At 35.6% G+C, this 24666-nt stretch carries 20 protein-coding genes; 13 read left to right on the forward strand and 7 right to left on the reverse strand.

Annotated features, from left to right (window positions below):
- Nucleotides 1-54: 54 nt before the first annotated feature.
- Entirely contained in the window at nt 55-1485 is a 1431-nt protein-coding gene (locus H4V97_RS03790) for an OprD family outer membrane porin (RefSeq protein ID WP_209548957.1), read from the forward strand.
- Nucleotides 1486-1617: 132 nt separating this feature from the next.
- On the opposite strand, the gene H4V97_RS03795 is transcribed toward H4V97_RS03790, so the two are convergent.
- On the reverse strand, nt 1618-2385 hold the full coding sequence (locus H4V97_RS03795) for an XRE family transcriptional regulator (RefSeq protein ID WP_209548958.1): 768 nt from the start codon (nt 2383-2385) through the stop codon (nt 1618-1620).
- 133 nt (nt 2386-2518) lie between these two features.
- Here H4V97_RS03795 and dinB point away from each other — a divergent pair, with 133 nt between their 5' ends.
- Nucleotides 2519-3682 (forward strand): DNA polymerase IV, encoded by a 1164-nt coding sequence (gene dinB / locus H4V97_RS03800; RefSeq protein WP_209548959.1) that lies wholly within the window; start codon nt 2519-2521, stop codon nt 3680-3682.
- A gap of 181 nt (nt 3683-3863) precedes the next feature.
- A complete protein-coding gene (locus H4V97_RS03805) occupies nt 3864-6914 on the forward strand; it encodes a DNA polymerase III subunit alpha (RefSeq protein ID WP_209548960.1) in 3051 nt (1016 codons plus the stop codon).
- Between the two features lie 532 nt (nt 6915-7446).
- Here H4V97_RS03805 and H4V97_RS03810 read toward each other — a convergent pair.
- Both H4V97_RS03810 and H4V97_RS03815 read right to left on the reverse strand, forming a co-directional pair.
- A complete protein-coding gene (locus H4V97_RS03810; RefSeq protein WP_209548961.1) occupies nt 7447-9024 on the reverse strand; it encodes a GMC oxidoreductase in 1578 nt (525 codons plus the stop codon).
- A gap of 268 nt (nt 9025-9292) precedes the next feature.
- Nucleotides 9293-9739: a tellurite resistance TerB family protein gene (locus H4V97_RS03815; protein WP_209548962.1), complete on the reverse strand. Its 447-nt coding sequence runs from the start codon at nt 9737-9739 to the stop codon at nt 9293-9295.
- 341 nt (nt 9740-10080) lie between these two features.
- Between H4V97_RS03815 and katG the strand changes: the two genes are divergently transcribed.
- Nucleotides 10081-12330, forward strand: a complete 2250-nt coding sequence (katG, locus tag H4V97_RS03820; RefSeq protein ID WP_209548963.1) for a catalase/peroxidase HPI — start codon at nt 10081-10083, stop codon at nt 12328-12330.
- Between the two features lie 324 nt (nt 12331-12654).
- Here the strand turns inward: katG and H4V97_RS03825 are convergent, their stop codons facing one another.
- On the reverse strand, nt 12655-13374 hold the full coding sequence (locus H4V97_RS03825) for a hypothetical protein (protein WP_209548964.1): 720 nt from the start codon (nt 13372-13374) through the stop codon (nt 12655-12657).
- A gap of 280 nt (nt 13375-13654) precedes the next feature.
- Between H4V97_RS03825 and H4V97_RS03830 the strand changes: the two genes are divergently transcribed.
- A complete protein-coding gene (locus tag H4V97_RS03830) occupies nt 13655-14566 on the forward strand; it encodes a DUF6268 family outer membrane beta-barrel protein (protein WP_209548965.1) in 912 nt (303 codons plus the stop codon).
- Between the two features lie 110 nt (nt 14567-14676).
- Here the strand turns inward: H4V97_RS03830 and H4V97_RS03835 are convergent, their stop codons facing one another.
- From H4V97_RS03835 to H4V97_RS03845, 3 genes are all read right to left on the reverse strand, one after another.
- Entirely contained in the window at nt 14677-16560 is a 1884-nt protein-coding gene (locus H4V97_RS03835) for a M1 family metallopeptidase (RefSeq protein WP_209548966.1), read from the reverse strand.
- A gap of 215 nt (nt 16561-16775) precedes the next feature.
- A complete protein-coding gene (locus H4V97_RS03840) occupies nt 16776-18356 on the reverse strand; it encodes an NADP-dependent glyceraldehyde-3-phosphate dehydrogenase (protein ID WP_209548967.1) in 1581 nt (526 codons plus the stop codon).
- Between the two features lie 63 nt (nt 18357-18419).
- Entirely contained in the window at nt 18420-18731 is a 312-nt protein-coding gene (locus H4V97_RS03845; protein WP_209548968.1) for a rhodanese-like domain-containing protein, read from the reverse strand.
- Between the two features lie 329 nt (nt 18732-19060).
- Between H4V97_RS03845 and H4V97_RS03850 the strand changes: the two genes are divergently transcribed.
- From H4V97_RS03850 to H4V97_RS03885, 8 genes are all read left to right on the forward strand, one after another.
- On the forward strand, nt 19061-19693 hold the full coding sequence (locus tag H4V97_RS03850; protein WP_209548969.1) for a Crp/Fnr family transcriptional regulator: 633 nt from the start codon (nt 19061-19063) through the stop codon (nt 19691-19693).
- A 73-nt stretch (nt 19694-19766) separates the two neighbouring features.
- The gene (locus tag H4V97_RS03855) at nt 19767-20555 is read left to right on the forward strand and encodes a sulfite exporter TauE/SafE family protein (protein WP_209548970.1); all 789 of its coding nucleotides are present in this window, start codon (nt 19767-19769) and stop codon (nt 20553-20555) included.
- Between the two features lie 79 nt (nt 20556-20634).
- On the forward strand, nt 20635-22047 hold the full coding sequence (locus H4V97_RS03860) for an MBL fold metallo-hydrolase (protein ID WP_209548971.1): 1413 nt from the start codon (nt 20635-20637) through the stop codon (nt 22045-22047).
- Between the two features lie 98 nt (nt 22048-22145).
- Nucleotides 22146-22349: a DUF2892 domain-containing protein gene (locus H4V97_RS03865; protein ID WP_209548972.1), complete on the forward strand. Its 204-nt coding sequence runs from the start codon at nt 22146-22148 to the stop codon at nt 22347-22349.
- Nucleotide 22350: 1 nt separating this feature from the next.
- Nucleotides 22351-23193, forward strand: a complete 843-nt coding sequence (locus H4V97_RS03870) for a methyltransferase domain-containing protein (protein ID WP_209548973.1) — start codon at nt 22351-22353, stop codon at nt 23191-23193.
- A gap of 18 nt (nt 23194-23211) precedes the next feature.
- Nucleotides 23212-23403, forward strand: coding sequence for a hypothetical protein (locus tag H4V97_RS03875; RefSeq protein ID WP_209548974.1), 192 nt, complete (start codon nt 23212-23214; stop codon nt 23401-23403).
- A 7-nt stretch (nt 23404-23410) separates the two neighbouring features.
- Entirely contained in the window at nt 23411-23710 is a 300-nt protein-coding gene (trxA, locus tag H4V97_RS03880) for a thioredoxin (protein WP_209548975.1), read from the forward strand.
- Between the two features lie 193 nt (nt 23711-23903).
- A complete protein-coding gene (locus H4V97_RS03885; RefSeq protein ID WP_209548976.1) occupies nt 23904-24647 on the forward strand; it encodes a TIGR00730 family Rossman fold protein in 744 nt (247 codons plus the stop codon).
- The last annotated feature ends 19 nt before the right edge of the window (nt 24648-24666 follow it).

A 24666-nucleotide genomic window follows, 5' to 3' on the forward strand; every position in this document is an offset into this window, starting at 1 on the left:
ACTTCCCATTTGTAATGATGGGAGTATTTTTGTACCAAATCTAAACGTTCAAAAATGAAAAAGTTTTCCACTATAATTTATATACTTACCTCCCTACTTTTTGCTATAAATATAAGAGCGCAACATCAGGAAATTTCAGATAAACCAACCGTTTGGAAAGAAAAAAGTAACGAAAAAATTGATTCCACATCGATTTTAAATGCTTTCAAAAACGGAAATTTCAGCGGCCATTTTCGCTATTTTTTTATGGGCACCAATAATGAAAAGGGCTTATCTGATTATTATGCGAATGCCCTTGGCGGAGGCGTAAAATTTGAAACCGCTAAATTTCATAATTTTCAATTTGGTGTGAGCGGCTACTATATTTTTAATATTGGTTCCTCTAATTTTACTGAAAAAGATTCCATTACCAATGCACCCAATCGATACGAAGTGGCACTTTTTGATATTCAAAACCCATCAAACGAAGACAATCTAAGTCGGTTAGAAGAATTATATTTGAAATACAATTATAAAAATTCGACTATAACCCTTGGAAAACAACTGCTCAATACTTCCTTTATAAACCTACAGGACGGGAGAATGCGTCCTACAGAAGTGAATGGAATTTGGGTGGATTTTAATGAAATAAAAAAAACTAAAATCAATCTGGGTTACCTCTACGGAATCTCACCACGAAGCACACTGAACTATTTTGAAGTGGGAAAATCAATAGGAATCTATCCAACTGGAGTAAATCCTGATGGAACAAAATCTGATTATGCGGGGAATATAAATAGCAATGGAATTTTTATCATTGGCATACAAAACGAATCGATACAGCATCTAAAAACACTTTTGTGGAACCAATATGCGGATAATTTATTCAATTCGGCATTGTTCCAAATGGATTATACATACCCCATAAATTCAAACTCAAAACTGATTTTTGGATTTCAGACGATATATCAAAATGCGTTGAATTTTGGCGGAAATGAAGATCCAAGCAAAACTTATTTTCAAAAAAATGGCAACTCACAAACTTTTGGAGGAAGATTCGGCTGGAAAAACAACACACTGGAATTGACTTTAAACTACAACCGAATAACGGCAAAAGGAAGATATTTAATGCCTCGAGAATGGGGACGTGATCCGTTTTACACCTTTATGGCCAGAGAACGAAATGAAGGTTTTGGCGATGTACATGCGGTAATGACTAAAATACAATATACAAATCCTAAAAAGACATTCAAATCTCATCTAGCAGTGGGCTATTTTGATTTGCCGGATGTTAAAAACTTTGAATTAAATAAATATGGATTGCCTTCCTATGTGCAGACAAATGCTGACATTCGATATCAATTTCAAGGATTCTTAAAAGGTTTTGATGCGCAACTATTGTATGTACAGAAATTTAATGTGGGTAAAACTTACGGCAATAAGAATTATGTTTTCAATAAAACTAACATGAGTAATCTCAACTTTATACTCAATTTTAATTTTTAATACTGTTTATTCAATTCCGTAGGATCAACATTTACATCCAAATCACAAGCTTAATTTATACCCGCAAAAAGAAGGTTTCTTTTATTTTTTTAAATTATATAAACCAAGGTGCCACTACAGTAGTTTGGTTCTTTAAGCAATTTTATTCCCCACCTCTCGAATCTCTCTTCTCAACTCCCTAACCATATCTTTTAAACTCTCCGTACTCAAATCATCAGGCGTAAACTCCTTAGTGGCGATACTGCAGGCGTACTCCCAAATTTCCAGAATCTCTGAAGCTTTTACTTGATAAGGCAGATAAACCGTATTATCAGAGTGTAGCATCAACGCATTCTTTCCGTTTTTGTTTAACCGTTTATAAACGATTCCCTCGCTTTTAGTTACGATTATATACGTTTTTCCATCCATAACATCGCCCAAACGTTCCACATATTGGCCCACAATAAAAGAACCTTCTTTATGTGGAGGCATCGAATCTCCTTCTACCGGAAATGCCCTGAATTTTCCATTCCGCAGAAACGGAAGTGAGATATGCTGCAAATTTTCTATAAATTCTGGATCTGCATATCCTGAAGCATATCCGGCTCTCGCTTTGTGTGGTATAATTTCTATAATATTTTCGCCTTGTGGGTCAACGGTTATTGGCAATAATATCCTGTTATCGCCTAGTTTTAGTAAGTCATCAATAGGTATTTTTTGTACGTCAATCGAAAGTAAAACATCAATACTGACATGAAAATAATAGGATATTTTCTTCAAAATATCGTAAGGAGGTTCAGAACTGCCATCTTCATATTTGACATACCTTCCTCTTGTTATCAAAAGATTTTGAGCCAGTTTTTCCTGAGAAATACCCTTTTTAATTCTTAGCTGTCTGATGTTGTCGGAAAATAAAGACATAGTTATTTTGTTATAATTTGTAACAGCAAATATACTTTATTTTGTTATAATCTGTACTAATTTTGTAGTTCAAATTTGCCGATGAATTTTAAGATGAAATGGATAAATGTATAATTATGAAAAATAAATCAGTATGGCAAGGTCAATAGTACACATGGATATGGACACTTTTTTTGTGTCCTGCGAAAGGTTAACCAATTCAAAACTAAATGGTTTACCGCTGATTATTGGTGGTGGTGACAGAGGCGTGGTCGCTTCTTGTTCCTATGAAGCCCGGACATTTGGTGTTCGCTCTGCAATGCCCATTAAAATGGCACTTCGTCTTTGTCCGCAGGCAAAAGTAATGAAAGGAGATATGGAATTATATTCTAAATTATCCCATGATATTACCCAAGTTATTGAAGAAAAAGCGCCCATTGTAGAAAAAGCGAGTATCGATGAGTTTTATCTAGACATTACGGGAATGGATCGATTTCACGGCTGTTACCAATGGACAAATGAACTTGCACAATCAATTACAAAAGAAACAGGATTGCCACTAAGTTTTGCACTATCCGTTAACAAGACCGTTTCAAAAATTGGAACTGGAGAATCAAAACCAATAGGAAAATTAGAAATCCCAGAAACCATGGTGAAAACGTTTTTGAATCCATTGTCGATCCAAAAAATTCCCATGGTTGGTGACGTCACTTTTCAATTGTTGTCGCGCATTGGCATTCGAACCATTCAAACACTTTCAGAAATGCCCGCAGAAGTGCTGCAGCAAATGATTGGTAAAAATGGTATTGATATTTGGAAAAAAGCAAACGGCATTGATAATAATCCGGTGGAACCTTATACGGAACGGAAATCAATTTCGACGGAACACACCTTTGGACAAGACACTATCGACATTCAAAAATTAAAATCAATATTAGTTGGTATGGTCGAAAAACTGGCTTTTCAGTTGCGTTCGGAGGAATGGCTCACCTCAACAGTTGTGATAAAAATACGCTATTCTAATTTTGATACCGAAACAAAACAATGCCGAATCCCATACACTTCGGCTGATCATACTTTGACAAGGAGCGTTACTGAATTGTTCGATAAGTTGTATCAGCGTCGCATGCGGTTGCGGCTAATTGGTATTCGCTTTAGCGGATTGGTTCGCGGAACCTACCAAATCAATATGTTTGAAGATACCGAGGAAATGCTGTCGCTGTATCAGGCGATGGATCGAATGAAAAAACGCTACGGTTTTGATGCGGTAGCCCGTTGTGCCGGCGCAAATCTTAAAACAAAGATTCTACCACGATGAGTGTGGGCGTGACCCCATCCCGACAAAAAGGGCTAATTCACTTTGCAATTATACGCCCTTTTTATCGGGCTGAGGTCGGGCTATCTGCGCTACTTCGGTAGCTTGCGTCTATCCCTCACGCAAATCCCATAAAACCTGAACTTTTGTCTTTCATACAAAATTTAATTTTAAAAAAACAACCATGTATCTCAACTGCCACTCTTATCACAGCCTGCGCTATGGCACCATTCCGTTAACCGAATTAGTGCAAATGGCCGCCGCATGCGGTGTAAAAGCCATGGCATTAACTGATATAAATACGGTTACCGGTATTTATGATTTTATCAAAGAATGTCAGGCTGTAAATATAAAACCCATCGTCGGAATTGAATTTAGATACCATAACAAACTACTTTACATTGGCTTAGCCAAAAACGCAGCAGGTCTTGCCGAAATGAACCGTTTTCTGACCCAGCATAATTTTGATAAAACACCCCTACCCGCTCAAGCGCCAGAATTCCACAATGTAAGTATCCTCTATCCAGTTGAAAATGTGCCTGATATTTTTAGAGATTTTGAGTTTTTGGGCATGCGTCCAGAACAACTTCCCTTGCTATTTCATCCCGTATGGAAAAGCAAACTGGATAAAATGGTGGTTTTACAGCCAGTGACTTTTAGGACAAAGAAAGAATTCAATCTGCATAAAATCCTTCGAGCGATTGATACCAATATCATTTTATCAAAACTTACCGAAGCCGATTATTGCAGGACATCAGAAACGATGATTCCATTGGAAGACCTATTGGGAAAATTTAGCGATTACCCTCAAATTATTGAAAACACCGAAAGCATCATTGCCCAATGTAATTTTGAATTCGAATTCAAAACACCCAAAAATAAAACCTATTATACTGATAGTGGCGAAAATGACATGCAGCTGCTAACAAGCCTTGCGCACGAAGGAATGTTAAAGATATATGGCGACACTGATTTTTTGGCGCAAGCCAGAGTAGAAAAAGAATTGAAAGTCATCGATGAGTTAAAATTTAGCGGTTATTTTTTAATCACCTGGGATATCATTCAATACAGTAACAGCATGGGATTCATGCACATTGGTCGGGGTAGCGGTGCCAATAGCATCGTGAGTTACTGTCTTGGCATTACTGACATTTGCCCGATTGAACTGGATTTATACTTTGAGCGTTTTTTAAACCTCAACCGAAAAAGCCCACCCGATTTTGATATTGACTGGAGTTGGAAAGAACGGGATATAATTCTCGAATACATTTTCAATCGGTACGGTCGAGATCATGTGGCTTTTTGTGGTACCAATGTGGAATTCAAATACCGCTCGATATTTCGGGAAGTGGGTAAAGTTTTTGGTTTACCCAAAGAAGAACTGGATGCGCTGGCTAAAAATCCAATGCAGCTGCACGATAACAACTCGGTAGTTGCCTTGGTACAAAAATACGGTATGCTGCTCGAAAAATATCCCAATCAACGCAGCATGCATTCCTGCGGAATCTTGATTTCGGAAGAGCCTATTACAAATTATACCGTTTTAGAAATGCCTCCAAAAGGCTTTCCCATTGTTTTGTTTGACATGCACATTGCCGAAGGGATTGGTTTTGAAAAATTTGATATTTTAAGCCAGCGCGGCATTGGTCATATCGATGACACGGTAAAACTGCTTAGAAAAAACCGCGGTATTGAAGTCAATATTCGCAACACGGCATTGTCAAAAAATGAAGCAAAATGCAATGAATTTTTAAGTACTGGAAAAACCATTGGCTGTTTTTATATCGAAAGTCCCGCCATGCGTGGCTTATTGCGAAGACTCAAATGTGACAATTATAAAATATTAGTCGCTGCTTCCTCCATCATTCGTCCAGGTGTGGCGCAAAGTGGTATGATGAAAGAGTACATTTTCAGGCACAACCACCCCGATCAATTCGAATATTTCCACGAAACATTCCAAGAACATCTGGGAGAAACTTATGGTATTATGGTGTATCAGGAAGATGTGATCAAAATTGCACTGCACTTTGCGGGAGTCCCCGCCTCGGATGGCGATGTTTTACGTCGGGCAATGAGCGGTAAAGGCCGTTCTATGGCAGCATTGCAAAAAGTAAAGGACAATTTTTTTGCTTGTTGTGAACAAAAGGGACATCCTTTAGCACTCAGTCAGGAAATATACCGGCAGATAGAATCCTTTGCGGGTTACTCCTTTTGCAAGGCACATTCTGCTTCCTATGCCGTCGAAAGTTATCAAAGTTTGTACTTGAAAGTACATTACCCAATTGAATTTATGGTGGCCGTCATCAACAACCAAGGCGGTTTTTACAGGACAGAAGTGTATGTACATGAAGCCAAAATGTCCGGTGGTATCATTAACACTCCCTGTGTCAACAAAAGTGAGTATGAAGCAACTATCTATGGAATTGAGGTCTATCTCGGTTTGATGCAACTCGAAGGGCTCGATTCTAAAACTGCGCATCGCATCATTGCAGAGCGCAATAGGGATGGCGAATACCAGTCGCTCGAAGATTTCATCAATCGCATTCCGATAGGTATAGAGGGAATTCAGATCTTAATTTTCATTGGAGCCTTCCGTTTTACGGGTCAGACTAAAAATCAATTACTGGTAATCGCCAGATTGATACTGGTAAATTTCAAACCCGAGAACCGGAATCTAATGCTGCTTCAGGAACCGGTCAAGGAATACAATCTTCCCGTATTAGAACGTTCTCCTTTTGAAGATGCATTCGACGAAATAGAACTACTCAGTTTTCCGGTCTCTTGTTCCCCATTCGATTTGCTGCAAACCAAATACCGTGGCGACGTCTTGGCCAAAGATTTACTGAAATATCATAAGGGTACAGTGAAAATGCTGGCCTATCTTATTTCGAGAAAACACGTCCCTACTAAAAGAGGCACTATGTATTTCGGAACTTGGATTGATGCCGAAGGGGAATTCTTCGATACAGCTCATTTTGCTGATAGCCTGCAAAAATATCCGTTTCAGGGTGGAGGTTGCTATTTGTTATTGGGAACGGTCGAAGTGGATTATCATTTTCCTACTATTACCATAACCAAAATGGCAAAAATGCCTTTTATTCCTGATCCACGTTATTCCAACTCCACAGACCGGCAATACAAAGCGCATCAACAAATTAAAGAGGATGTGAGTATGACACATCGAGCTCCTTATCCGCAGGAAGTCAATCTGCCAAGGCATAAGATGTCTGAATAATTTATCGGTTTATTGTATCGAATGCGCATTGGCGATAAGCAAAACAGAAAAATATTTAAAGAGATTTATTATTAATCTAAGTGGTAAAACTTTTTAATCAAAAAATTTAGAACAAAATAAACCAGTACTGCAACCATTGCAAACGAGAGCATAAAACTTACTAAGTTTATGACAATATTTGGAACAAACTTTAATCTGGGGTGTGTGAAGTAAGGTTCCCGATGCAGCGTTTCGTGAATTTTTTGTTTTGCTATTTTGATTTTCTTTTTGATAATTTAAAAATTTTAAAGACTACCTCATCAATAAATTAAAAGTAATCAAATTGTTATAATGGGTTTGAATTGTTCTTTTTTGTTTGAACTTTAAACACTCTAAATTAAGCAATTAATTTAATATAAAGGAGTTAACAAATACAAAATTATCCTTTACCGATTATTTTCTACTTTTTAATATTAGCAAAACTTCTGTTTCTTAAAACAAATGATATTTTTAGGTATTGAAACACTCTTAATGGTTTACTTAAAAGTACTGACTATAATTTTGAATCCGTATTAAATGGTATTTGCGCCATTGCTCTTTCTGCAATTGCTGTGATTGAAAGCGACGGATTTACTCCCGGATTAGCTGAAATCATAGCACCGTCTATTACGAACATGTTTTTATACCCAAAGACTTCATTATCCTTGTTAATTACTCCTTGCTCGCTGTCTTTTCCCATCACCGCACCTCCTAAAACATGAGCAGTTGATGGTATTCCTGCAATAGATTCTAAGGCAAATGAGGTGGGCACTCCATTAATTATTTTACTATACTTTTCAGTTAATTTTATAGATTCAGGGATATAGGCACTGGGTTTTACTCCTGTGCTGACCGCTGAAGCCATTCCTCCGAAAAAATTATTTTTAAACTTTAAAGTGCTATCAATGGATTGCATGAATAACAAAACCGTTGTGCTTTTTGACCAACTATTCACAAAATAAATTTTGAAATAGCTTACTGGATATTTTAGTACTTGTTGCGCCATATTTAATAAACGACTTGGCGTATTTTTACCATTGGATAAAGGCAAATGAAGTAATTTCCAAAAGCCGGAACCTTCAGAATATCTTACAATTTCCAGATGACTGTTTTCATCCGTGTGAAGTAAACTTCCAATAGCCACTCCTCTTGATAAGTTTTTACTTTTATCCAAAGAGGAAACACTTATCAGCGTTTCGTTATTTGTTCTTATATCATCTCCCACTTTATCTGACAATAACGGAAGTGATTTTGTTTTTAGTTTTAGGAGTAATTTGATGGTACCCAAAACTCCTCCAGAAAAAATCACTCCTTTGGCAGTAAATTCTTTTTTGTGCTTAAAAAATTTAGTGCTTGAATTCGCAAAAACCTTATATCCAGTCGCTCCGTCTTTACCATCAATAGGAAAAACATCATAAACCTCATTTTCAGCTAGAATTTCTGCGCCTAAATTTTGTGCTAAATAAAGATAATTTTTGTCCAATGTGTTTTTTGCATTATACCTGCAACCCGTCATGCATCCGCCACAAAAATTACAGCCAGCTCTTTCAGGTCCTTCACCCTCAAAATATGGATCTTTCACTTTTTCTCCTGCTTTTCCAAAGAAAACAGCGACATCGGGATGTTCAAATTGATCTTCTCGTCCTATATCTTTTGCTAATTTCTTTAACGCAATATCTCCATCAAATAATTTTGGGTTTCGGGCTGCACCAAGCATCATAAGCGCTTTTTGGTAAAATGGTTTTAATTCATTTTCCCAATCTTCTAATTCGCTCCAACTTCCGGATTTGTAAAATGATGATTTTGGAACAGGCAAGGTATTGGCATAAACTAAAGATCCACCTCCAACACCCGTGCCCGATATAATCACAATATGCTTGAAAATGCTCATTTTCATTATACCAAAGAAACGTAAGGACGGCATCCATAGCCATTTAGGAAGATTCCAATTGGTTTTGGCAAAATCGTCGGATTTGTACCATTTTCCTTTTTCAATCACCAGAACTTTATAGCCTTTTTCAGCAAGCCGTAAAGCGCTGACAGAACCTCCAAACCCACTTCCTATTATAATGTAGTCAAAATCGTATTGCATTGTTTTTGAATTATATTCCGAAAATAAGTAATTAATTTGAATAATATGCGTGCATACTAAAATACCGTAATAAATTTATTATTAGATTGAAAAATTACTTCGCTGCTTCTAGATTAAAAAAGACTTGAGTAATTATTTTGGTATAAAATAATTATAAAAAAAAGAGCCTTTCGGTTTGAAATGCTCTTTTAGTTTGTCTTTTCGTTTAAAAAAATAATAATTCCTAACTAATCTGTTATAAGCAACAAACTATTTTTGCAGTGACAGTTTATATTCCTTTAACATTCCCTTTATTTTTTAAGAATATAACTTCAATTATTTTACTGGCCATTCCAAGGTCCATTTTCAGCAGTTTTGATAAAACTTCAATTATATTTTTTTCTTCTTTCTCCAATATTCCATCCGCAAGTAAAACTTCCAATGCGAGAGCAAATACCGTTTCTTTATCCTCGTCTTTAATCCATTCACAACAGTCCGAAATGTATTTTAATTGTCCCATCTCCGTTCTTAAATGGAATGATTTTGCATAAAGAGGCCCAATATCGATTCCCATAAATTTCGTTTTAGAATGCAACAATCGTGATAATGATGCTGTTTCCGAATCCGTAATTTGATTGTCTGCAGAAATACAAGAGTATAAAATTCCAACCCAAGCTTCAAACTCTGAGGTTACAGGATTTTGTTTACTATTATTTTTATCTTCAAATGAGTTCATTTTTTTTTTATTTTTTGGTTAAAGTTACTACTAAAACATTCGTGAATCGCCCAAATTTAAATTTAAAAAACAACTCCCATTTATAGTTTAAATATGAAAAGTTTAAATCCAAGTTATTCTTGAAAAAACAATTCAAACCATGATATCATTTAAAAATGCGTTTGAATCACTAAGAACTGTCTTTTTTGAATACTAAATATTTATTAATTCTTTTTACTTAAGTTGATAAATAACAAATTTTAGCTAAGACTATAGTTTTTATCTATTGAAATTGATTTAGACAAGTAAAAATTTGGGTAATTTCGTAAGGTAAATTTATAAAAAAGAAAATCAATCATACTATGGAAAATAACACAAAACCAACATCCTACGACGTCAACGCAGAAACCAAATGCCCTTTTTCTGGGGTAGTTGCTCCAAAACAAAGCACTGGTAAAGGAAATAGCAACCGCGACTGGTGGCCAAATCAATTGAAATTGAACATTCTGCGCCAAAACTCTCCTCTTTCCAATCCGATGGGAGACACATTTAATTATGCTGAAGAATTCAAGTCTCTAGATTTAGCAACTTTAAAGAAAGATATCATGGATGTCATGACCACATCTCAGGATTGGTGGCCTGCTGATTACGGTAGCTATGGCCCGTTCTTCATTAGAATGGCATGGCACAGTGCCGGAACGTATCGTATTGCAGACGGCCGTGGTGGTGCAGGTTTCGGGACGCAACGTTTTGCACCACTAAACAGTTGGCCAGATAATGCAAACCTAGACAAAGCTCGTTTGTTATTATGGCCACTCAAACAAAAATATGGGAAGAAAATCTCCTGGGCTGATTTAATGGTTCTAACTGGTAACTGCGCGTTAGAATCGGCTGGTTTTGAAACCTTTGGCTATGCTGGGGGACGTGAGGATGTTTGGGAACCACAAGAAGATATCTACTGGGGTTCTGAAAAAGAATGGTTGGCACTTAGTAACACTCCAAATAGTCGTTACTCAGGCGATCGTGATTTAGAAAATCCCTTAGCTGCGGTTCAAATGGGGCTTATTTACGTCAATCCTGAAGGTCCTGACGGTAATCCTGATCCATTGTTGGCAGCTCATGATATTCGGGAGACTTTTAAACGTATGGCAATGAATGATGAAGAAACTGTAGCGCTTATTGCTGGTGGACACACATTGGGGAAAACCCATGGTGCCGCTGATCCTAATAAATACGTGGGCTCAGAACCAGCAGGTTCATTAATTGATGCCCAAGGACAAGGTTGGAAAAACACCTACGGCACTGGAAATGCAGGCGATACAATTACAAGTGGTCTTGAAGGTGCTTGGACCACAACACCAATAAAATGGAGTCATAACTACTTTGAAAACTTGTTTGGGTTCGAATGGGAATTGACTAAGAGCCCGGCCGGTGCACATCAATGGAGACCAAAAGATAATGCAGGCGCAGGTACTGTGCCAGATGCTCACGATGCTACAAAAAGTCACCAACCTTTCATGCTGACTACTGATTTATCGTTAAGAGTTGACCCTATATACGAGAAAATTTCAAGACACTTTTTTGAAAATCCAACAGAATTCAATGATGCGTTTGCAAAAGCATGGTTCAAGCTAACGCACAGAGATATGGGGCCAAAAGTACGCTATTTAGGGCCGGAAGTTCCTGCTGAAGAATTAATTTGGCAAGATCCTGTTCCAGCTGTTTCGCATCCATTAATTGACGTACAGGATATTGCGCTATTGAAAGCAAATATTCTCGCTTCAGGACTATCTATACCTGAATTAGTGAGTACCGCTTGGGCATCGGCATCTACTTTCCGTGGATCAGATAAACGTGGTGGCGCTAATGGAGCACGAATTCGTCTAGAACCACAAAAAGATTGGAAAGTAAATAATCCGTCTCAATTAGAGCGAGTATTAAACAAATTGCAGAGCATCAAAAATGAGTTCAACAACGCGCAACCTAATGGAAAGCAAGTTTCAATTGCGGACTTGATCGTTTTAGGTGGTAGTGCAGGTATTGAAAAAGCTGCTGCAAATGCGGGACAATATGTAACAGTTCCTTTTAGTCCAGGACGGACAGATGCATCACAAGAGCAAACAGATATAGAATCATTTGCAGTTCTTGAACCACAAGCAGACGCATTCCGTAATTATGTTAAGACAAAATTTACGGTTTCGGCAGAAGAAATGTTGGTTGACAAAGCACAATTATTAACATTGACAACACCGGAAATGACAGTTCTTGTGGGCGGTATGCGTGTATTAAATACCAATTTTGATCAGTCGCAAAATGGTGTTTTCACGAAACATCCAGAAGCACTTACCAATGATTTCTTTGTGAATCTACTTGATTTGAGTACCACTTGGAAAGCAGTATCAGAATCTGATGACGCCTTTGTAGGAAGTGATCGTATGGCTGGTGGATTGAAATGGATTGGAACTCGTGTTGACCTTATTTTTGGTTCGAACTCAGAACTTAAAGCCATTGCCGAAGTTTATGGTTGTGCAGATGCTCAAGAAAAATTTGTAAAAGACTTTATTGCAGCTTGGACTAAAGTGATGAACCTTGACCGTTTCGACTTGGTTTAATTATTAGAATATTAAATTTAGCTTAAAAGGTGGTCTAATAATGGACCACCTTTTTTATTTTCTAAATTGATGTGTTTTTAGCCTTTTTAACTATTTGAGTTAGTAATACTTTAGAAGATATCAAATCTTTGTCAAACTGAGCTTATCAAACTACTGCACCTCCTAGTAATATCAAGTTATAACTTTTGCTTTCATTGGTGGTGATGAATTAAAAAACCCTTTTATATTTTTATTAAAAAAATTTCGAAATCCCAAACTACCCATAAAAAAAAACATCTCATTTCTATAAACAAGACAGTTTCTTTATATTTTAAAACCTATGAACTACTCCACTATTTTATAATAGAATATTTCTGGAACCCCTTCTACACCTGCATCCATCATCAATTTTTTCTTTGCCTCAGAGGTAATGCTTTCTTTTGCTTTTTTCATATCTGTGATAGCAAAAACTATCGTTACCATATTAGGATCATCAATACCACGCGCCAATCCTCTATCAATGAAACCTTCTTCCATTCTTTTGGCAGTTCCTTCGGCATCGTACACTTTGAGCCAAGCATCAAAATCTTTTACTTTATGGGTCACCATTACCCTATCTTTCTGGTCAATTGGCGTATCATCATTACGTATCACCTCATGATAAGAAAATTCAGGTTTACCAATCACTCCAGCTTTTTTCATTGCTTCTTTTAGGTATGGAAGTGCGCTGAAATCTTTCGCTTTTTGCAAATCAACAAATTTAGTTGCTGTCACAATCATATTGGCATCATCAGTTCCTCTTCCTACCATATAATGTGAAATAGTATAAGCTGTCCGTATCGAATCATGAGCATCGTATTCTTTTCTCCATTTATCGTAATCAGCTACTTTATGCTTAATCAACATTACTTTAAAGGGTTCAAATACGGCAACAGCGGTAGCAGTGTCCTTAGGCATTGCCTCTTCAGTTTCTGTTTTCTCTGTCTTATTGTTTTTACAAGATAAAAATGAAGTGACCAAAAATACTATCAAAACTGGTTTTAAAAATTTTTTAATGTTTTTCATACTATTATTTTTTAAGTTGTTTTTATTACGTAAATATAACTATAAATACTGATAATGAGCGAATTACAGTTTATTTAGACGCGAAATTATTTCCCGTTTACTTGTAAAATTCACTGAATTCACTAAATACCAATTTTACAGAAGAACAATATCATTATATTCGCCAAATAATTAGGACGATTAGTCATCACTATCTCGTTTGTTTAAAGCGGATTAGGGTTTCTTTTATTAATTTAAGAATGAATATTGGGGCTAATTAAATAATGTCAAAATTTATAAAATGAAACGAAAAATATTACAATTGTTATTTTTAATACTGCCTTTTTTATGTAACGCTCAAGAATATATAGATCTATTTTCCGTAAACTATGGAAAATCACAAGAAAAAACATTTGAAAATTCATCTGTTAATACCAGCATCTCCACATTTCAAACAAATCTTACTTTACCAGTTGTTTTAAATGAAAAATATACTGCTGTTGCCGGTGTAAATTTCAGCAGCTATAGCTTACAATTATTTCCCGATTCCAATAACAATCATTTATATTCAACAAATTTAAGAGCTGGTCTGAGTGTAAAACATTCCGAACATTGGAGTGGACTATACCTTTTCCTGCCAAAAGTGGCATCTGATTATATTAATGTCAGCAGTGAAGATATTTATCTAGGCGGATTGGCTGTATTAAAATATAAAAGAAACGAAAATTTTGGTTACGGTTTAGGACTTTACGGCAGCAGTGAAGCTTATGGTATGTCCGTGGTTCCCATTGTTACTTTCTATTATCACAGTCCGAATAAACGTTTTGAAATAAATGCCTTTATGCCAAATGATGCTGATATCAATTATAGTTTAACTGATAAAACAAGAATCGGTGTTGATTTTCTTGGTCATGGAAATAGTTACAAACTGACCACTGATAATATTCGTTCGAATTATGTCGAAAATAACTCGATAGATTTTTCTTCTTACGTACAACGAAGTGTGCTCGACAAAAAAATTCTCTTACGTCTAAAATTAGGCTATTCTTTAAACGATTTTAGAGTATACCCAATGGATCAAAAACTTGATTTACAAATTCTGGCATTAAAATTTGGTGATAACCGCACCCGATTGTTTGAAGACAAATCAAACACGATACTTTTAAAGATGGAAGCTATCTATCGTTTTGATTTGGGTAACGTTAAAAAATAACGCTATACATTATATTCTTAATTCATAAAAAAACCGCCTTGTTTTACTATAACGAGGCGGTTTTTATCATTCATATTACGTCAAACCAATTATCGACTTTATATCATCAATTATTTGTTGATCCAAGTATTATTTATTGGCGTAGCATCCATGAAAATGCCGCCATCAAGTGTTACCGATTTTACTTTTTTGTTTCCTTTAAAAGTGAATTTTACCATCTTTTGGTTAGCTTCCCAAACTGCCGGTGTTTTATGCACCGTTTCTTTCGTTCCATCCACATAAACAATATTTATATCAAAAGGAATCGCAAAACCACCTTCATTTTTTATAGAAATAGAATTGTTTGAAGCTTTGGAACTTGAATTTACAATTGCCAAATCAATATAATTATTGCTAAAAAACCAATTATTGAAAAACCAATTTAAATTTTTACCGGCACTGCTATTCATGGAATAAAAATAATCCCAAGGAATAGGATGTTTACCGTTCCAGTCTTGCATATAATTGTGTAGTGCTTTTTTAAATAAATCATCCCCAAGCATGTCTTTTAAAGCCAAATAAGAAAGTGAAGCTTTTCCATAAGAATTATTTCCATAACCAACACCTGATACTTGAGAGGACATGGAGATTATTGGCTGATCTTCTTCTGCAGATTTATCATTAATGTATCTATTAACTCTAAAGTTTTTATAAAATTTATCAGCGGCTTCTTTTCCATGCTCTGCAATCCCAATTAAATATTCGAGTGTTGTTGCCCAACCTTCATCCATAAACGCATAACGGCTTTCATTTATACCCATATAAAACGGGAAATAAGTATGCGCAATCTCATGATCTTGTACCAATTGTGCAAAAACTGGATCACCCATTTGTGAATCGTTAACCATCATAGGATATTCCATATCGGCAAAACCTTGAAATGCAGTCATTTTAGAAAAAGGGTAAGGTACTCCTGGCCAATTGTTAGAAAACCACGCTAATGCATAGTTGTTATTTTTTACCGAATTGATAAAATCAGTTCCTTTTACGTCATAAGCAGCCTGAGTACTCACACGACGATTGGTTTTATTGTCTACAATAACGCTTCCGGCATCCCATAAATAATGATTACTTAAACCAAAGCAGACATCCGAAATTGAATTTGCTTTGAATTTCCATGTATTCATATCATTCTGCAACGTTACTTTTCCATCTTTCATTTCCTGTTCATTGGCAATATGCATCACCTCATCCGTCGTGTATGATTTTTTTAATCTCGCAGCGTATTCCGCTTGCAAAACCTCTTCAGGATTTAGCAAATCACCCGTGGCATATACCACATAATTTTTAGGCGCTTTTATAGAAAAAGTGTAGTCATTGAAATCATTATAAAATTCCTGACGATCCGTGTGTGGAAGTCGATCCCATCCATTATAATCATCATATACGGAAACGCGGGGATAACTGTAAGCGACAAAAAAAGTAGAATCGTCTATTTGTCCCTCTCTCCCGCTCTCTTTGGATAACGGATAATTCCAATTGATATTTAAAGTTGCTTTTGTATGAGGAAGCAAAGGTTTTTTGAGTTTAACACTCCCTACTGTCCCCCAATTTTTAGCATTTTCGTTATAAATCTCATCATTAATTTTAACGGAAGTCAAAGTCAATCCTGCTGATAAAAAATCTTCACTCACCTCTCCGCCACGAGGCGACATTGGCTTATGCAAATTGTTTACGAAACGAATGACAATCGTTTTTAAAGTATCATTACTGTTGTTTTCATAAACAATACTTTCTGTACCGCTAACGATTTTGGTATCGGGATTTACGGAAATTTCCATTGTGTAATTCCCTTTATTCTGCCAGTACTTTTTACCTGGTTTTCCAGTTGTGGAGCGGCTTTCTTTTAGATAAGATTCCTTAATATTTCTAGGTGTGTATAGCTCTTGTGCTATACCGTTTTGCGCCCAAAAAGCGATTACAAACAACAATAATAATGGGGATTTTTTTTTCATAGCCGCGGAATTTCAAATATAAATGTTAGTAATAAAGTATTAGTAGCAATAAATTCCATTTTGTAACACAATCATCTTGAATAAAAAATTTAGTTATTCTCCAATCTTAAATTTGTGGGCTTCCAAAAAATTAGAGGAACTGCGCATTTTGAAACATAAAAAAACCGTCTCGTTATAATAAACGAGACGGTTTTTGATTTTCGAATAAAACTCAATTACAATATGTAATCCGTAGTTATAAAATTTGACTGATCACTATTCAATAAAGCCTGTAAAATTGCATTATTATATTCATTGTCTTTTGAAGCTACGAAAGTTCTAATAGAGAACGAGCGCAAAGCGTCATGAATACTCAATGTTCCCACAGCGGAGTCCTTACGACCTGTAAAAGGGTAAATATCTGGGCCTCTTTGACAAGAACTATTAAGATTGACACGGCAAACTAGATTTACTAATGTGTCGATAAGCGGTGCAATTGTTTTGATATCTTTTCCAAACAAACTTACTTGCTGTCCGTAATTAGACTCTGCCATATCGTTTAATGGCTCTTGTATATCTTTGAAAGTTAAAACAGGCACTACGGGTCCGAATTGTTCTTCATGATACACCCGCATTTCCTTATTTATGGGATATAAAACGGCTGGAAAAATATAATTTGGGGAATGTTCCCCTCCTTTTTCATTGATTACCTTCGCTCCTTTTGCAATAGCATCATCAATCAATTCTTGGATATAAGCTGGTTTTTCTTTCTCCGGTAAAGGCGTTAAAGAAACTGCTTTATCCCAAGGATTCCCAAAAACTAGCGCATCAACTTTGGCAGCGAAACGTTTATTAAATTCTTCCGCTATAGATTCGTGCACATATAAAATTTTCAGGGCGGTGCAACGCTGTCCGTTGAAAGATAAAGTTCCGGCAATACATTCTTGAATGGCCAAATCTAAATCGGCGTCCGGTAATATTATCGCAGGGTTTTTGGCTTCCAAGCCTAAAATTAATCGCAATCTGTTTTTATTTGGGTGCTGATCCTGCAAAGCAATCGCTGATTTACTATTTCCTATCAATGCCAAAACAGCCACTTTTCCTGATTTCATAATAGGCGAAGCCACCTCTCTACCTCTACCGTACACAATATTTATAACACCCGCTGGAAAACTGTTTCTGAAAGCTTCCAATAAAGGCGAAATTAATAAAACTCCATGTTTTGCGGGTTTAAATACTACTGTATTTCCCATAATTAGAGCAGGGATTAATAAGGCGAAGGTTTCGTTTAGCGGATAATTGTATGGTCCAAGACACAACACAACTCCTAGTGGTCCGCGACGTACCATTGCATTTACGCCTTGGCTCTTTGTAAAACGGGCACTGTTTCGATCCAGTTGTTTGTAATCTTCAATTGTATCATAGATGTATTCTACGGTCCTGTCAAACTCTTTTTGGGAATCGGGCAATGTTTTTCCTATTTCCCACATCAAGAACTTCACTACTTCTTCACGGGTCGCTTCCATTTGAGTAACAAAACGTTTCATGCATTTGATACGGTCCGCGACTTTCATGGTAGGCCATAATCCTTGACCATTATTGTAGGCAGCATACGCAGCATCAACCGCTTCTACTCCTTCTACTTCTCCCATAAAAGGAATCGACCCTAAGATGGTTGGATCATATTTTTCTGTGGAGGAAATCGTAGAAAATACGGGAGTTGTCTGCCCTTCCCATTTTTTTAATTCACCATTTACTAAATAAGTATCTTGGTTTAATAAGGTCTTTATCTGAAATTCTTCTGGTATTGAATTCATTTTTGGTTGTTTTTGTTTTTTGGTATTTTAAGGTCCGAAAAGAAGTTATTGCCTTGTTCGGTTTTATGGAGAAACGATATCTCCGTTCCAAGCCAAAATTCCTCCCGTTAAATTATAGGCGTTTTCAATGCCTAATTCATTCATAATTTCACAGGCTTTTGCACTTCTTGCTCCAGAACGACAATAAACATAATAGTTTTTACTTTTATCTAATGCGTCTATTTCGGAAACAAAAACGGGTCCTTGATGAATATCAATATTTATCGCATTGGATATAATTCCGTCATTGTATTCGTCCTCAGTTCTTACGTCTAGTATTACTGCATTCTCATCTGCTTCGAGCTGAGAAATCCAATCTTCTTGTGTTAAATTCATGATGATGTTTTTTGTAAAAATACAACGTTTTTAAATAACTATAAACGGTCCCCTTCTAAATTATATTATATTTCACAGAAAACGTTTTAGTTAAACATTAATAATCAGCAAATTATATTTTTGTTTACGAAATTATTAACATTTAGTCCATTAAATCCATAGGAAATACATTTATATCTAACCTTGAATTTTGTTTTACATCCACATTTTCAATTAAATAGTTCCCCTGAATTATTAACTTTTTAGCTTACTTTTACACTACTTATCTTGATTTTTTTCAAAATAACGGTTCTTTTTTAACTAGATATATTTTAAAAAAACACTTCGCAATGCATGATTCTGACGATTTAAAAAAAATATTTCCATCGTTTTCAGACGAGCTTATTAACGACATTGAAACTAACGCTGTTAGACACTCATATAAAGCGGGAGATATCATCATGCGCACAGGCCAGTATATAAACAATACACTTTTGATTATTAAAGGTCAAATTAAGATTTATCGGGAAGGAGAAAATGGAGGTGAGTTTTTCATGTATTATTTGCAGCCGGGACAAGCTTGTGCGGTTTCTATGATTTGTGCGAATAAAAATCAAACAAGCCAAATTATGGCAAAGGTGGTTGAGGATGTTGAGCTAATTATGATCCCGCTTTCCTTGATGGAAAAGTGGATGATGGCGCATCGCAGTTGGTATGAATTTGTAATCTTTACGTATCGAACTCGATTTGAAGAAGTCTTGGAAGTTGTTGATAGTATTGCATTTCGAGCCATGGACGAACGATTAGAATTTTATTTAAAACGTCACGCTGAGGCTTGTGGTTGTAAAGAGTTAAAATTATCGCATCAAGAAATTGCCACTGAACTCAATACTTCCAGAGAAGTAATTTCCCGCTTGCTTAAAAAGATGGAACAACGAGGTTTAGTTCGATTATACCGCAATAATATTGAACTTTTGACCTAAAAAATGTTCAATGTGACATATGTTACTGTTTGTAAATTAGATACAAGCGACCTTTGCAATAAAAAATTTAAAGATGGAATATTTAGGTTATTTTGCTTCAATTATTATCGGACTTTCCCTAGGTTTAATAGGAGGTGGCGGATCCATTCTTACCATACCGATTTTAGTCTATTTATTTAAAATAGAACCCGAATTAGCCACAAGCTATTCTTTATTTATAGTGGGAATTACTGCTTTATTTGGTTGTATAAGCCATTATAAAATGGGGAATCTTAAAATAAAATCAGCACTATATTTCGCCATTCCTTCCGTATTTTCTATTTTGATAATTCGGGAAGTTATTTTTCCAAAAATAGCATCTACACTTTTCTCCATTGCTTCTTATCAAGTTTCAAAAAGTTTCTTGATAATGATTGTTTTTTCTGTACTTATGATGGCAGCGGCGATATCGATGATACGGAAAAGAAAATCAATCCCGAATCCTCCAAAAACAAATTACACACAACTAGGAGTAATTGGATTTATAGTGGGAATTGTAACTGGATTTTTGGGTGCTGGTGGTGGGTTTCTAATCATACCCGCACTATTATTTTTCGCTAATTTACCAATGAAACAAGCAGTTGGAACCTCATTACTAATTATATTTATAAATTCAAGTATCGGTTTTGCAGGCGATTTATATATTGGCACACCCATTAATTATTCGTTTTTACTTGTGATTTCGAGTATTGCTTTTGTCGGAATGATAATTGGAATCCAGCTTTCAAAAAAAATTGATGGGGCTAAACTTAAACCCATTTTTGGTTGGTTTATATTAGTCATGGGAATATATATTATTGCCAAGGAAATCTTCTTTAAATAAAATACATTGTGTAACAATAGTCACAGTTAAATTGAAATTCAAGAATTACCTTTGTATTAGAATCTTTAAAAATAAAATCATGAAAATAGAACAAATATATACCGGATGTTTAGCACAAGGCGCGTACTACATAACTTCAAATAACGAAGCGGTCATTATAGATCCACTTCGCGAAATACAACCTTATCTGGACCGATTAAAACGTGATAATGTCAAACTTAAATATATTTTTGAAACCCATTTCCATGCTGATTTTGTTTCAGGACACATCGATTTAAGCAGAGAAACTGGCGCCCCAATTGTTTATGGACCAAGCGCTAATCCAGAATTTGAAGCAATAATAGCAACAGATGGTCAAGAATTTCCGCTTGGAGATATTAAAATAAAAGCGCTGCACACGCCGGGGCACACGATGGAAAGCACAACTTACTTGTTGCTTGATAAAAACGGAAAAGAATACGCCATTTTCTCAGGCGATACTTTGTTCATCGGCGATGTAGGAAGACCTGATTTAGCTCAAAAGTCGGCTCATATGACACAGGAACAATTAGCGGGAATATTATATAATTCGCTACGAACGAAAATAATGACTTTGCCCGATGAAGTCATTGTTTATCCAGCTCATGGTGCCGGAAGTGCTTGTGGAAAAAATATGAGTAAAGAAACTGTTGGTACAATTGGTAACCAAAAAGCAACTAATTATGCTTTGAGAGCTAATATGACTGAGGACGAATTTATCAAAGAAGTTACAGATGGTTTATTGCCTCCCCCAGCCTATTTTGGTATGAATGTGGCCATGAATAAACAGGGATATGAAAGCTTTGACACCGTTTTACATAACGGAATGAAAGCAATAAAAGTAAATGATTTTGAATCTGTTGTCGAAGAGACTGGCGCTTTAATCTTGGACACTCGTAAAAATGGGGCTTTCGCCAAAGGATTTATTCCACAATCAATAAATATAGGTATTGATGGTGATTTTGCGCCGTGGGTAGGCGCTTTAATTGCCGATGTAAAACAACCGATTATTCTCGTGACAGAACTAGGTCAGGAAGAAGAGTCAGTTACTCGATTAAGCCGAGTGGGTTTTGACAATTTAATTGGGCATCTTGAAGGTGGTTTCGAGGCTTGGAAAAACGGAGGAAAAGAAGTTGATACGATAAACCGAATTACCGCAGAAGAGTTTGCCAAAAAAGTAAAAATTGGTGAAAGCAAAGTAATAGATATCCGCAAAGAAAGTGAATATTGCGCGGAACATGTTGACGAGGCTTTCAGCAAGCCTTTGGCCAGCATAAATGATTGGATTAAAGATATTGAACCTAAAGAACCGTTTTTCCTTCATTGTGCGGGCGGATATCGCAGTATGATCGCGGCTTCTATCTTGCAGGCTCGTGGTTTCAGGAATTTTACGGAAATTGAAGGTGGATTTAACGCTATAGCAAAAACTGTTGTACCAAAAACCGATTTTGTATGCCAAAGTAAAGTGTTATAACAACTTTTTTTTAGTGCAATATTTTACTAAAACAACTCTATTTCAGCAAATTAAACCTTAAATTTACTTTAGATTTTAATCATTTAAATTGTAATATTATGAAAAAAAACATGGGTCTCACTGATAAAATTATTAGAAGTAGCATCGCGGCTATTATTGCAATATTGTATTTTACCAATGTAATTAGCGGAACGCTTGCTATAATTTTGGGTGTTTTTGCGGTTATTTTTTTAATCACAAGTTTTGTAAGCTTTTGCCCGTTGTATTTCCCTTTTGGTTTTTCAACTCGAAAAGAAGTATAAAATGGAAGAAACTAAATGTTGCGTAGTATCTTGCGAAAAACCATTGGATCGAGAGTATTGGGATGCACAATACAAAGCGAAATCCACCGGTTGGGACTTAGGTGAAGTTTCCCCACCTATTAAAAACTATGTCGATACTTTAGAAAATAAAAACAGTAGTATTTTAATTCCAGGATGTGGCAATACTTATGAAGCGGAATATCTTTTACAAAAAGGGTTTATCAATATTACCGTTATTGATATTGCGCCAACACTAGTCGAAAACATAAAACAAAAATTTGCAAACAACAGCAACATAAAGGTTGTATTGGGTGATTTTTTTGCCCATCAAGGGGAATATGATTTGATTCTTGAACAAACTTTTTTCTGTGCCTTGCCTCCTACTATGCGTCAAAAATACGTTTGGAAAATGCATCAACTTTTAGCGGATGATGGAAAGCTTGCAGGGTTATTATTTAACAGAAATTTTGAGGTAAGTCCACCATTTGGTGGAAGCAAAGAGGAATATTCGCTTTTATTCAAAGAGGCTTTTGACTTTTTAAAATTGGATGTGTGCCAAAATTCAATAGCTCCTCGAGCTAATTCAGAATTATTTATAGAATTCAAAAAAAATGCGGGTGCTATTGTGAATCTATACCAATTTGAAGGGATTACCTGCAGTGGTTGCAGTGAAACCATTACCAAAAAAATCGCTGAAATAGACGGAATCCTAAACCTAAGTATCAGTAGTAATTATTCGGAAATACTGATCGTTAGTACCAAAGAAATTGCATTAGAAGAATTGCAAAAAGTAATTTCTTATGATGAGAAGTATACCATTAAAAAAATTAGTCAGTTGCATTAGATTACTAAATTAAAAAAAATGAAAGAACTACTGTTTACCAATTGGCATGTAATGCGTTGGGTTCGTTTAGCCTTTTCTTTGTTTTTATTTGCGCAAGCATATATCCTTAGAGAATGGACGTTTATCGCTTTTGGTTTGTTTTTTTTCATTCAGGTCATTTTTAACTTAGGATGCGGACCAAATGGTTGCGCCATTCCAAACAAAAAATAAAATAAAGATGAGTAATTTCGATACTATTATAAAATCTGAAAAGCCAGTATTAGTTGACTTTTTCGCTACATGGTGCGGGCCGTGCCAAATGTTAGGACCTATTTTAAAAGATGTAAAAGATAGTTTGGGAGATCGTATTTCTATCATAAAAATTGATGTGGATAAAAACCAACAAATAGCATCACAATACCAAGTGCGAGGCGTTCCCACTATGATTCTGTTTCAAAACGGCAAGCAGTTATGGAGACAATCAGGTGTTCTGACTAAAGAGGATCTAATTAAAACGATATTAGAAAAAAGTAATTAATTACTAAAAAAGGAACAGTCATAAATGCTATTGCAGGGTATTACCTTTATAGCTTTAAATTTGTTCTTCTAACACTTGTTCCATAATTTACAAACCTTTAGAAAGTACTTTGCCAAGAAGTTTAAGGGAGGGATTGACATTTAATATGTTTTTTAAAAAAAGTTAGATTACTTTTTTTATCTTTAAAATCAGTATGGAAAATAGACCAAAATTCAGGCTTTCAAAATCCGAATCTTCATTTATCAGGGAACCTTTATCAAGATTCAAAAACTTGATTTTTACTTTTAAAGTACAATATAACTTTATTAAAGCATTTCGTAAGATGCATTTTATTGGCCCTTGCGTGACTGTATTTGGTTCTGCCCGATTTGGACCAGAAACAATTCATTATCAAGATGCCGAACGAATTGGAGCCGAATTGGCTAAACTTGGGTTTACAGTCATGACCGGTGGCGGCCCCGGAATCATGGAAGCAGCAAATAAAGGGGCGTATGAAATTGGCGGTTATTCTGTAGGATGCAATATTGTTCTCCCTGTTGAACAAAAACCAAATCCATATTTGCATAAATGGATTTATATTCCTTACTTTTTTGTCAGAAAAGTGATTTTGATAAAATATTCCTATGCCTTTGTTGTAATGCCTGGCGGAATTGGCACTTTGGACGAATTATTTGAAGCACTAACGCTAATTCAAAATAAAATCATTAACAGTTTTCCAGTTGTAATTTATGATTCAAAGTATCATAAGGAACTTTGGGAACACATTCAAATGATGTCAAAAAATGAGAGTATAACTCCGGAAGATATGAAGATGTTATTTGTTACGGATTCTGTTGAAGATTTAATAGCACATATTAAAAAACACTCTATCAAAAAATTTGGATTAGTAAAAGAACCATATAAATCCAAATGGTGGTTTAGAGAAAAAAGGAAATAAAATATTTTTTTTAGCTATA

This window comes from Flavobacterium sp. CG_23.5 (assembly GCF_017875765.1).
Lineage (GTDB): Bacteria > Bacteroidota > Bacteroidia > Flavobacteriales > Flavobacteriaceae > Flavobacterium.